7 protein-coding genes and 1 tRNA gene are annotated in these 11,487 nt (G+C 50.7%); 5 read left to right on the top strand and 3 right to left on the bottom strand.

The features are described 5' to 3' along the window. The first annotated feature begins 255 nt into the window (after positions 1-255). The 5 genes from SHK35_RS13350 (at position 256) to SHK35_RS13330 (ending at position 9,887) form a co-directional block, all read left to right on the top strand. Positions 256-2,010, top strand: coding sequence for a methyl-accepting chemotaxis protein (locus SHK35_RS13350; RefSeq protein WP_318702969.1), 1,755 nt, complete (start codon positions 256-258; stop codon positions 2,008-2,010). An 87-nt stretch (positions 2,011-2,097) separates the two neighbouring features. After that, complete coding sequence (locus tag SHK35_RS13345; RefSeq protein WP_318702970.1) at positions 2,098-3,414, top strand: glycoside hydrolase family 3 N-terminal domain-containing protein; 1,317 nt, start codon at positions 2,098-2,100, stop codon at positions 3,412-3,414. 30 nt (positions 3,415-3,444) lie between these two features. Further along, a complete protein-coding gene (locus SHK35_RS13340; protein WP_318710147.1) occupies positions 3,445-6,933 on the top strand; it encodes a glycosyl hydrolase 115 family protein in 3,489 nt (1,162 codons plus the stop codon). Positions 6,934-7,002: 69 nt separating this feature from the next. After that, entirely contained in the window at positions 7,003-9,021 is a 2,019-nt protein-coding gene (locus SHK35_RS13335; RefSeq protein ID WP_318710146.1) for a beta-galactosidase, read from the top strand. Positions 9,022-9,041: 20 nt separating this feature from the next. Beyond that, positions 9,042-9,887 carry an NYN domain-containing protein gene (locus tag SHK35_RS13330; protein ID WP_318702973.1) on the top strand — a complete coding sequence of 282 codons (846 nt, stop codon included), beginning with the start codon at positions 9,042-9,044 and terminating at the stop codon, positions 9,885-9,887. Positions 9,888-9,893: 6 nt separating this feature from the next. Here SHK35_RS13330 and SHK35_RS13325 read toward each other — a convergent pair whose 3' ends face one another. The 3 genes from SHK35_RS13325 to SHK35_RS13315 all read right to left on the bottom strand — a co-directional run bounded on the left by SHK35_RS13325 (position 9,894) and on the right by SHK35_RS13315 (position 11,340). Next, positions 9,894-10,688: a methyl-accepting chemotaxis protein gene (locus SHK35_RS13325; protein WP_318702974.1), complete on the bottom strand. Its 795-nt coding sequence runs from the start codon at positions 10,686-10,688 to the stop codon at positions 9,894-9,896. An 8-nt stretch (positions 10,689-10,696) separates the two neighbouring features. Then, positions 10,697-11,044, bottom strand: a complete 348-nt coding sequence (locus SHK35_RS13320) for a hypothetical protein (protein ID WP_318710145.1) — start codon at positions 11,042-11,044, stop codon at positions 10,697-10,699. Between the two features lie 224 nt (positions 11,045-11,268). Beyond that, positions 11,269-11,340, bottom strand: a tRNA-Gly gene (locus SHK35_RS13315). Positions 11,341-11,487 lie beyond the last annotated feature (147 nt).

Genomic DNA, 11,487 nt, shown 5'->3' with positions numbered 1-11,487 from the left:
TTTGGCATTTTTTGAAAGTTGCGGATAACTGGACGCAGCAGATTTATCCGGTGGGGATAATTCTGCGGAAACTCAAGAATCTTAAACATTGAACATTTTGTGTAATAATGATACAATACCCATGTCTATTACAAGCGCGCCTTTTGAAGATTGGGGGATTTTGTACAGATTTTGCAAAAAAACCTTGCGAAATTTGTATAAAATATAAAATTCAAAGGACGTGCTCCAAGTTTTATAAAGAAAAGAGGGATAAAGGTGAAAGGAAAAAAACCGAAGGAAACTGTTGTTAAGGGAAAAGTAAAAAGAAAACGTTTTCTTACCTTTTCCAAAAAGCTGGTAGCGCTTTGCCAGATACCTATGCTGGTGCTGTGCGTTGTAATCACGGTTTACAGTGCCAGAGCGCTCCAGACGGGAATCGAGGGGGAAATTGAGAAATCGCTGCAGATTGTGGCTGCCAGCGTAAACGAGACTTATACAAATCTGTATGAGGGGGATTACAAGAAGGGCCAGAGCGGAAGGGTCACAAAGGGGGATGCGACCATTTCAGGCGACACGCAGCTGATCGACGGCCTGAAGGAAAAGACAGGCTTTGAGGTCTCGCTTTTTTTTGACAATATGAGACTCATCACCACCATCCAGAATGAAAACGGCTCCAGGGTCAATGGAACGGGGATTGCGTCCGAGCAGTATGCCCAAATCAGAGAGGGACAGGTGTTGTTTTTAAAGGATTCTGAGATCAGCGGGCGGGAATATTATGTCTATTATCAGCCTCTGGTCAATTCGGACGGCTCTGTCATCGGAGCGGTGGAAGCCGCCATGGAGGCCTCTGCAGTCAGGGAGCTGATAGACGGACAGATTCTGCAAATGGTGGTCTTTTCTCTGGTTTTTGTGGTCATAGCGGCGGCGCTTGTGATGGTTCTGTCCAGAAGAATGGTTTCCGCCATGCAGAAAATCAAGGGATATCTTGTAAGGATCATGAAGGGAGAGCTGGATGCGCAGCCGGATGCCAGGCTGCTTCAGAAGAAGGACGAGCTGGGAGACATCTACCGGATCTGCGTGCGCTTAAGGCAGGCGTTATATGATATTGTAAACAATATAAAGGAATCCACAGATAATTTAGTCCTTTCCGCAGATAAGCTGACAGATATGGCGCAGACCACCCAGAGCGCCGTGGGCGGCGTTTTAGGAGCCGTGGGAGAAATCGCGTCGGGGGCAAAGACCCAGGCAGAGGGGACGGCAGAAGCAAACGACAATGTGATTAAGATCGGGGAGCAGATTGCCAAAATCACGGAGGAGGTGGATTCCCTTGCAGGATACGCCGGACAGATGAACCAGGCGGAAAAGGAATCTGAAAAAAATATCAATGAGCTGAGCGCATACAACGCGGACACAAGGGATTTTGTCCAGGGAGCGGCAGAGCAGATCACAGCCATGAATAAATCTGTGCAGAGCATTAATGCGGCGGTGGGAATGATACGCTCTATTGCGGAGGAGACGGACCTTTTGTCCTTGAATGCCAGCATCGAGGCCGCCCGTGCGGGAGAATCAGGCAGAGGCTTCGGTGTGGTTGCGGAGCAGATATGCAGGCTGGCAGATCAGTCAAACAGCTCCGCCAGGGAAATTGAGCAGATGGTGGAAGAAATTTTAAAGACCTCTCAGCGGATGGTGGAGATCATGGGGCAGGTTACTTCCAGCATGGAGCGCCAGCAGGAAAAGCTTGAGGATACAAAAAAGCAGTATGCCGCAGTTTCCCGGGGGGTAGAAAATTCCTTTACCCATATAGAAGGGATCAAAAAGAGTATAGATGAGCTGGGAGGCTTCGGGGCAGCCATCCGCACCGCAGTGGGAGGCCTTGCCCAGATATCCGGGCAGACCGCGTCCTTTGCTGGAGACACTATGGAGACGGTACAGGGCGTCAGCGATACCATGGGCGGGCTGGAGGCTTCTTCCAAGGAGCTTACCGGACTTGCGGACCAGCTGAAGGAGAATCTGGTAATTTTCAGAATGTAGCCTGCAGACAAGCTTTTTCCAGTAGAAAAAGGGCAGGACTTAAGTTATAATGTTCTGGACGAGAGAAAGCTTATTTGGAGGATGGCCATGGAACAAAAGAATCAGACACAGCTAGACAGGAGAGAAGAGCGCAGAAAAAGGCGTCAGAGGAACCAGATTGCCGCATACATAGTATTGATTTTAATGATTGCAGCAGTGGCTGCCGGCATTGTGTTTCTGGTGCGCTTTCTTGCCGGGAACAGCAGGCAGAAGGAGGCGGCTGCGGATAATCAGTCCAGGGTGGAGGAAATATTTGCCTCCGAGGAAACCATACAGGTGCAGGAGCCTGCAGAGACTGTGGAGGAGATGAGCGCCGAGCAGAAGCTGGATGAAATCGTAAATGCAGGGATAGAAGTAATGCCCCTGGAGGATAAGGTGGCAGGACTGTTTCTTGTGGAGCCGGAGGCCATCACAGGAGTGTCAGCCGCAGTGCAGGCCGGGGAGGGAACCCAGGAGGCTTTGGCACAATATGCGGTGGGCGGACTGATTTACTTCAGCAAAAATATACAGTCGGGGGAGCAGTTAAGCCAGATGATTGACAACACACTGCTTTATACCAAGTATCCGCTGTTTATTGCTGTGGATGAGGAGGGCGGAAGCGTGGCACGGGTGGCGGACGCCGGACTTGGCCAGACGGTGGATTCCGCCCAGACCATAGGAGAGAGCGGCGATCCCAACAACGCCTATCAGGCGGGAGTTACCATAGGAGGCTATTTGTCGGAGTTTGGCTTTAACCTTGATTTCGCGCCGGTTGCAGATCTGGCAAATGTGGAAAACAGCGTCATGGAGGGCCGCTCCTACGGTTCGGACGCAGCTTCTGTATCCCAGTTTGTGACATCCATGATGCAGGGGCTTTCGGAGCAGAATGTCACTGCGTGTCTGAAGCATTTTCCGGGAATCGGAAGCTCAGTTCAGGATACCCATGACGGACTGGCCGTTACGGACAGAAGCGCAGAGGAATTCAGGGCACAGGAGTTTACCGTGTTCCAGGCCGGAATTGACGCCGGGGCGGAAATGATTATGGTGGGACATGTGGCTGCGCCGTCCTTAACCGGAGACAATACGCCCTGTTCTCTTTCCCAGGCTGTGGTGACGGATATTCTGCGAAATGAGATGAATTATGATGGCGTTATTATCACGGACGCCTTGAACATGTCTGCCATTTCCCAGTATTATTCAGCAGATGAGGCAGCTGTGCTGGCACTCCGGGCCGGCTGCGATATGCTGCTGATGCCGGAGGATTTTGAAACCGCCTATAATGGTGTGCTGCAGGCGGTGCAGGAGGGCACCATTTCCGAGGAGCGTATCAATGATTCCTTAAGAAGGATTTACCGGATCAAGTATGCGGATAAGGTGGTGGAATAGAAAAGAGAATAGAAAAGGGAGAAGAGACAGATGAGCTTTCAGATAATGCAGAATGAGCCATGCCTTATCTATGTGGGAAAAGATGAGCCGGAAGCGGTGAAGATAGCTTCTCAAAATTTGAGGAAGGATATCGGCCGTGTGCTTGGAATTTCAGCAGGTTCCACAGAGGATGGGGGGAAAGCCCACATTTTCATTGAGACTTTAAAGGATTTGAGGGAGGCTTCTCAAAACCGGGCAGAGCTTAAGGTGCTTTTTGATGAGAAAGGAATGGTCAGAAGGGAAGCGTATCTGCTGCAGGTAAAGGAGGGCAGGCTGTTTATTTCCGGCAGCGACAGAAGAGGGACGGTGTACGGAATTTATGAGCTTTGCCGGATGCTTGGAGTTTCTCCCTGGCATTTTTTTGCGGATGTGCCTGTCAGGAAAAGACAGGCGTTTTCGCTGCCGGAGGGATATGAAAAAGCGGACTATCCTTCTGTGGAGTACAGAGGAATTTTTATCAATGACGAGGAGGAGCTGGAGGACTGGGTAAAGGGCCATATGGGGGAGGACACCATCGGGGTGAAAACCTATGAGAAGGTGTTTGAGCTTCTCTTAAGACTGAAGGGAAATTATATCTGGCCTGCCATGCACGTGAATTCCTTTAATGTTAAAAAGGAAAACGGGGCCCTTGCGGAGCGGATGGGTATCGTGGTGGGGACAAGCCACTGTGATATGCTGATGCGCTCCAACAACAGAGAGTGGAAGCCCTGGCTTGCCAAAAAGGGATATGAAAATGTGCTCTATGACTACTCCATTCCGGGAAGAAACAGGGAGATTCTGCAGGAATACTGGCAGGAGAGCGTGGAGCAGAACAAGGATTTTGAGACGTGCTACACGCTTGGCATGAGAGGAATCCATGACTCCGGCTTTGAGACCAGCGCCCTTGTGTATCACACCCCGGAGGAGGAAAAGCAGGCCAAAATACAGCTTTTGTCCCAGATCATCAAGGATCAGAGGAATATTTTGGAAAAGACCCTGGGAAGAGATACCATGATGACCTTTGTGCCCTACAAGGAGGTGCTTCCTCTCTATGACGGAGGGCTTGAGGTGCCGGAGGACATCACTCTGGTATGGTCCAATGACAATTACGGCTACATCCGCCGGTATCCATCCAAAAAGGAGCAGAAAAGAAGCGGGGGAAACGGGATTTATTACCACAATTCCTACTGGGCACCTCCCAGCATGTCCTATGTGTTTTTGTGCTCCATTCCTCTGGCGCATACCAGAAACGAGCTGAAAAAGGCCTATGAACAGGGAATCCGCAAGCTGTGGGTGCTCAACTGCGGCGCCATAAAGCCCTTAGAGCAGGAGATCATGTTCTTTTTGCAGTTTGCCTGGGATATAGGAAAGGAGACGGATTCCACCCGGGATGTGGAGGCCTGGACGGCACAGTGGATTGACGAAAATTTCCAGGGCGGCATAGGAAGGGAAGCGGCGGAGCTTTTAAATGATTTTTCCCAGCTCACCAATGTGAGAAAGCTGGAAAATATGGACACGGACGCTTTTTCCCAGACTGCCTACGGAGACGAGGCGGCGGTGCGCATCCACAGGTACGAGGAGCTGTTTGACCGGGGAAATGCCTTGTATGAGAGACTGGAGGAGGAAGAAAAGGACGCTTTTTTCCAGCTGGTGCTCCTGCGGATTCATGCGGCTTATTTTACCAATCTGCAGTATTATTACGGAGACAGAAGCACTTTATCCTGCACTCAGGGAAAGCTTAAGGCAGCAGCAGAGTATGTGGGGCTTTGCAGAGCCTTTGACGATGCCAGAAGAAAGCTTATTTATTACTATAATAAAAAAATGGCGGGGGGAAAATGGGACGGCATTCTAAATCCGGAGGGATTTCCGCCCCCGAGAGCGGCCATGCTGCCGGCGTGCACTCCTCCCCTTTCCCTGAAGGGAAGAGAAGATGGCAAAAGTCCTATGATTGTCACTGTCTGGAATGAGGGAGAATCCCTTTTGTTTACAAAACCCGGCGTCAAGTGGTTTGAGATCGGAAACGGGACAGATGGAGAATTTGAGTTTGAAATACAGGCGCCGGATTTTGTGCGTCTGCCCGATTTTGCCGGGGAGGGCTTTGCGGAAGCATATCCCGAAGCTGACGGCTCCCGGCACGGCATTTTTATCGTCCGGGGAAGGGCAGAAACAGAAAAAAGGATTCTGGTACAGGTGGATGATGTTAAGGAGGACAGGCAGGGAAGCATTCTTGTGAGGTGTCTGGCAGATGGAAGCTGTGTAGAGATTCCCGTAAGAATTTGCCAGGTTCCCACCCAGTGTAAGAACCTGGAGGAGGACGGCATAGTGTGCGTGGAGGCTGACAGCGCGGCCAGCCCGGACTTTCGGCTGGTCAGACGGCTGGGAAGAGGCTGGGGAAACCTGATGGAGGCCGAAAACTTTGCAGAAAGCACATTGGAGGGACGCACGCCCCTTTCCTATCCCTTTTATGTGACGTCGGCGGGAGAATTTCTGCTGGAAATCCACAGATTTCCTTCCCTTGACTCGGTGGGCCGCATCCGCATCGGCGTGTCGGTTGACGGTTCTTCTATCCAGATCGTGGAATCTGAGAGTACTGACGAGTGGAGAGGAACCTGGAAGCGCAATGTGCTCAACAATGTGGAACGATTGTATCTTAAGCTGCCGTATCTTGAGCCGGGAGAACACCAGATTTCTTTTTATGGGGTGGACAGATACTTTGCCTTTACCCATTTTGTGATTTATACCAGAGAGCGCAGAGAGAATCATTTTGTGGGTATGAAGGGGGAGCAGTCCCTTCCCAGGCGTTGGAATGTGGAAGCATGGTCCAGGGAGTTTTACGGAGAGATTGACCTAAGACCAAGACCCATTGTGTATGCCCAGGTGGAAAAGGAGGAGGATGGACTGGCGGCTGCAGGCCTTGTGAAAAGGGATGCGTATTACGCTGGACAGGTGGAGCCGGAATACTACTTCACTCAGGGCAGTACGGTATTTCAGGAAAGGGATGGAAGCATACAGATCGATGCGGCGTCGGCGCTGGCTTTCAGTCCCTATGCCTTTACCCAGGGAAAACATTGGAAGTATTGCAGCAGCGAATCCTATGGGCGGAGCGGATTTGCCATGTACATCAGACAGCCGGGGCTTGTGTGGGAGGGTACGGAGGAAGCCCCTTCCTTAAATTACAGGGTTCGGTGTGACGGCGGCGTTTACACTTTGTGGCTGCTTGCCAAATTCAACGATAAAGAGGAGGCGTTTCTGGCAGCAGGCGTGGATGGGAAACCTATTTCCCGGGAGCATCTTTACGGTGAAGGCTGTCTTTGGAGGTATGAGGCGGAGCAGATTTACCGGTATGTGCCCCTGTGGCGGCAGCAGCTTTCCTCAGGCGAGCATCTTTTGTCCTTGTATGCTCTTCGCTCCGGTCTGCGTTATGACAGAATTTATCTGACCAGGGGTGAGGAGCTTCCGCCCACGGATTTTTTGTGGCGGCAGGAACAGGCATGGTTCTGATATCAGGGAGCGAGTTTCGCAATTACCTGCTAGAATAAGAATAAAAGAAAAGATAAGAAAGGGCGGAAAATGAAAAAAGAAAGAGATTGGAGCGGCTTACATTTTGGAGTGGATTACTATCCGGAGCACTGGCCCAGGGAGCGCTGGGAGACGGATGTAGCGCTTATGCAGGAAATGGGCATACAGGTAGTGAGGATGGGAGAATTTTCCTGGCACAAGATGGAGCCCAGGGAAGGAGAATATGATTTTGCATGGCTGGATGAGGCTGTTTCCCTGCTTGGCAGATACGGTATTTCCGTGATACTCGGCACGCCTACCGCTGCGCCGCCGGCCTGGCTGGTGAACAAATATCCCGAGATTCTTCCCATGGACAGGCAGGGCAGAAGAAGGGGCTTTGGCGGCAGGCATCATGACTGCCAGTCCAACCCCGTCTACCGCAGGTATGTGGAGGCCCTTGTGACTGCCATGGCTTCGCACTTTGCCGAAAATCCAAATGTGGCAGGCTGGCAGACGGACAATGAGCTTGGCAATTCCCATGGAGACCTGTGTATGTGCCCCTCCTGCCGAAGGAGCTTTCAGGGATGGCTGGAGAAAAAATACGGCACTGTGGAGGCGCTGAATCAGGCATGGGGGACGGCCTTCTGGAGCCAGGAGTACAATTCCTTTGAGGAGGTGTTTACGCCTCTTGTGACGGTTACAGGGGAAAATCCCTCCGCCATGCTGGACTGGAAGTGCTTCTGCTCGGATTTGGTGGTGGAGTTTCAGCAGGTTCAAATTGACATTATAAGAAGGATATGCCCCCGCCACTTTATCACCCACAACTGTATGGGGTTTGCGGATAAGGTGAATTATTTTGATCTGACAAGGCCCCTTGACTTTGCCAGCCATGACCAGTATCCCGGAGGATATTATGGGAAAATGCCCTTTGAGGATAATGTGCGTATGGCGGCCAATCTGGATATGACAAGGAGCTTTAAGGGGCAGTCCTTTTGGATTATGGAGCAGCAGTCCGGCATGACGGGCTGGCAGATCATGGGCAGAAGTCCCGTGCCTGGACAGCTTGCGGCCTGGGCAGCCCAGTCTGTGGCCCACGGGGCGGACTGTGTGGTGTTTTTCAGGTGGAGAAGCTGCTGCATAGGGACGGAGCAGTATTGGCATGGTATTCTGCCCCACAGTGGAAGGCCGGGGAGAAGGTACCAGGAGCTGAAAGACATGATAGGGAAGCTCTCTCCTCATATGGATGCCCTTTGGGGCAGCATTCCCAGGGCACAGGCCGGCATAGTGTTTTCCTACCGTCAGGAATATGCCATTCAGATACAGCCTCAGCATCCTGACCTGAATTATGTGACGCAGCTTTTAAAGTATTATGGAGAGCTGCATAAGAGGAGCATTCCCGTGGATTTTGTGGAGGATACGGGAGAGCTTTCCCGGTATCCGCTGGTGATTGCTCCGCTGCAGTATCTGATGACGAACGCGCTTGCGGAAAAATACTTCTCCTATGTAAGAGAGGGAGGCACTCTGGTGCTGACCATGCGGACAGGCGTGAAGGACGAGCATAACATCTGTATGAGTGACAGGGAGCTGCCCGGTGTGCTGGGCGATCTGTGCGGCATTGAAATACCGGATTATGACTGTCTCAGGGACGTGAATGTGAAGGTTTCCTTTGCGGGAGAGAAGGAGGATGGCGAATTTTTTGCAGAAAAGTGGAGTGATATTATCACCCTTTTGGGAGCGGAAGCCCTGGCCAGCTATGAGGAAGAGTTTTATGCAGGCGCTCCCTGCATCACCCGGAATACCTACGGAAAGGGCGTTGTTTATTATATCGGCACGGAGCCGTCCCAAAAGCTGCTTGAGGCGGTGATGAACCGGGTTCTTGCGGACGCCGGAGTGAGTGGAATCGGCAGCGCAGATGAGGGTGTGGAGCTTAACATTCGTCAGAAGGGACAGAAAAAATGGATATTTGCCATTAATCATACAAACCAGGAGGCAAGGTATCAGATTTCGGACGGCGCGGAATGTAAGCTTGTGTCAGGAGAGAAAGAGGGACTGTTACAGCCCTTTGAGATACATCTGTATCAGAAGGAATAAAGGGGAAGGAAAAAGAGAAGATGGATAAACAAAGCAGGATAGCGGTTTTAATTGACGCAGAGAACGTTTCAAAGAAGTATGCGAAGCTGATTATGGATGAAGTAAACGACGACGGCATTGCCACCTATAAGCGTATCTACGGAGATTTCACAAATGCCAGCGTTTCCGCCTGGCAGGAGAAGGTGCGGGAGTTTGCCCTGACGCCGGTATTTCAATTTAATTATACCAGAGGGAAAAATGCGTCGGATGCGGCCTTGATCATTGACGCCATGGACATTTTGTATTCCGGCAAGGTGGATGGCTTCTGCCTGGTTACCTCCGACAGTGATTTTACCAAGCTTGCCATCAGGCTGCGGGAGGCGGGAATGACAGTGATTGGCATGGGGGAGCAAAAAACGCCCAATTCGCTGGTCTCCGCCTGTGAAAAATTTAAGTATCTGGATCTTTTGTATCAGGAGAACGAGGAAGGGGAAGAGGAGAGCGAAGGCTCTCAGGAGATTTCTCATGAGGAGGATAAGGGAGGCGCAAAGACCTCCGGCGCACAGAAGGCTTCGGCTGGTTCCAGGCATGAGACTAAGGAAGAAGCAAAGGAAGAGGAGTCCTCTTTTGTAACGGCAATCCCGACCATGAAAGAAATCGGCGCCGAAATCAGGTCCATTATAGACCTGAAATCCGGCGACGACGGCTGGGTGGATCTGTCTGAAATCGGCGTTTCCCTCTCCAGGAGAGTTCCCGGGTTTGACCCAAGAAACTATAAATACACCAAGCTCAGCAAGCTGATCAAAGGGTTCGCCTTCGTGGAGACCAAGGAGGTCAGAAACCCCAATAACAAGCTTTTAAAGAGTATTTATGTAAGAATCAGATAGGGCGCCTTAAGAGGCTTCCGCAAGCTTTTTTGCCTCCTCCAGCTTCAGTAACAGAGACTGGGACAAGGACTGTGCTTCTTTGAAAAGTGAGGAAGCCTTCTGGGAGTCTCTCCCTTTTATGGCATCCAGAGCACGGCCGCCTGTTTCGTGCAGCTTTTTGTGGTCTGCTCCGATTTCATTCCACACAGGTGCAAGACGGCTGTTGTCGCTGCGGAAAATCTGATAAAAATGTCCGAATACACATCTGCTGCTGTTTGTCTGTAAGGGCGAAAGCGTCATGGAATCCACCATGTGCTGCAGATTTTCCATCCATGTGGTATGAGCCTGCTTTGCCTTATCTACTGCGTTTTGGAATTCAGAAAGGCTTACCTGTCTGCCTCCAAGGCTCAGGTTTGCATATATATTTTGGATAATACCGGACAAAACATTGTCTATCTGCTCTACCTGCTCGGCGCATTCCGTATTGGAATCGGTGCTTCCTGCCACATGCAGGGCCACGTCGCTTAAGCGCTGGGCTTCATGACTGTTCTGTTCCATGGCGCGGTCAATTTCTTCCGCAGACCTTGTGATAGACCCAATGGCGGTGCTGATACTGTCCACCTCCCCTGCCACATCGTCCAGCATGGAGACATTTTCGGATACGGAAGTGTGCACAAGCTCAAGCTTTTGCCCCATTGCGTCTGTGGAGCTTAAGGATTTTGCCAGGGAGGTTCTGCTTTGGGCGGCGGCCTCCTTTACCTGAGCCATGAAGGAGCGCAGGCTTTCCAGGTATTGCTTGGTGCCGTCTGCCAGACTTCTCACTTCTTCGGCTACAACGGCAAAGCCTCATCCAGAAGAACCTTGCTGTCTGCATTCTTCTTGGCCAGTGCTCTGGCGGTTTCGGTAACCGCATGAAGAGTGTCCGCTGCAGTGGTTACCGAATGGTTCACCTGATTCATGCCGGCGGAGGTTTCCTCGGTTACAGAGACATTTTCCTGACTGATATCCTGCATTTCCCTTGTATATTCTGAAAGCTCCCCTGACACAAAGCGAAGCTGGACGTCGAATTTACTCAGTGTGCTGACGGCTTCCAGCAGTTTTCCGGTCTCCTGGGCAATGTTGTCAAGAGCCGGACATTCCGGTTTTATTGCGGTCCCCTTTTTCTTCATTTTCAGCATGATATATCATCCCTTCTTTCTTTTTGCAGTTCCCATTATAGAAACAAAAGATTAAAACAATATTAGAATGAAATCATTTTTTAAAATATAAGCTTTTATGAATGAATTATGCAGCAAGATTTATATTATTTATTTCTGGCCAGAAGTACAGACGACGACCGGAATATGAATGTGTGGAAGGAAATAAAAAACAGCTCTGAAAAATCAGGACTGTCTAAAAAGAGAGCGCGAGACGGGAATCGAACCCGCGACCCCCTCCTTGGCAAGGAGGTGCTCCACCGCTGAGCCACTCGCGCATATCAATATGTTTTTCCTACGAACAAACAACAGTATACTATACGAAAATAAAGTTGTCAACAGGAAAGAAACTTGAGTTTCCGCAGAATTATCTCCACCAGGCAAATCTGCCGTATCCTGTTATCCACAACTTTCAAAAAATGCCA

Origin of the sequence: Candidatus Acetatifactor stercoripullorum, assembly GCF_944382095.1 — a bacterium.
Taxonomy (GTDB): domain Bacteria; phylum Bacillota; class Clostridia; order Lachnospirales; family Lachnospiraceae; genus Acetatifactor; species Acetatifactor stercoripullorum.
Note: the sequence above shows the minus strand (reverse complement) of the source record. Positions and strands in the feature narration are given on the sequence as shown.

Excerpts from the sequence above, each read along its gene's own strand:
- SHK35_RS13345 (WP_318702970.1), top strand. The coding sequence starts at position 2,098 with ATGGAACAAAAGAATCAGACACAGCTAGACAGGAGAGAAGAGCGCAGA.
- SHK35_RS13340 (WP_318710147.1), top strand. The coding sequence starts at position 3,445 with ATGAGCTTTCAGATAATGCAGAATGAGCCATGCCTTATCTATGTGGGA.
- SHK35_RS13335 (WP_318710146.1), top strand. The coding sequence starts at position 7,003 with ATGAAAAAAGAAAGAGATTGGAGCGGCTTACATTTTGGAGTGGATTAC.
- SHK35_RS13330 (WP_318702973.1), top strand. The coding sequence starts at position 9,042 with ATGGATAAACAAAGCAGGATAGCGGTTTTAATTGACGCAGAGAACGTT.
- SHK35_RS13320 (WP_318710145.1), bottom strand. The coding sequence starts at position 11,044 with ATGCTGAAAATGAAGAAAAAGGGGACCGCAATAAAACCGGAATGTCCG.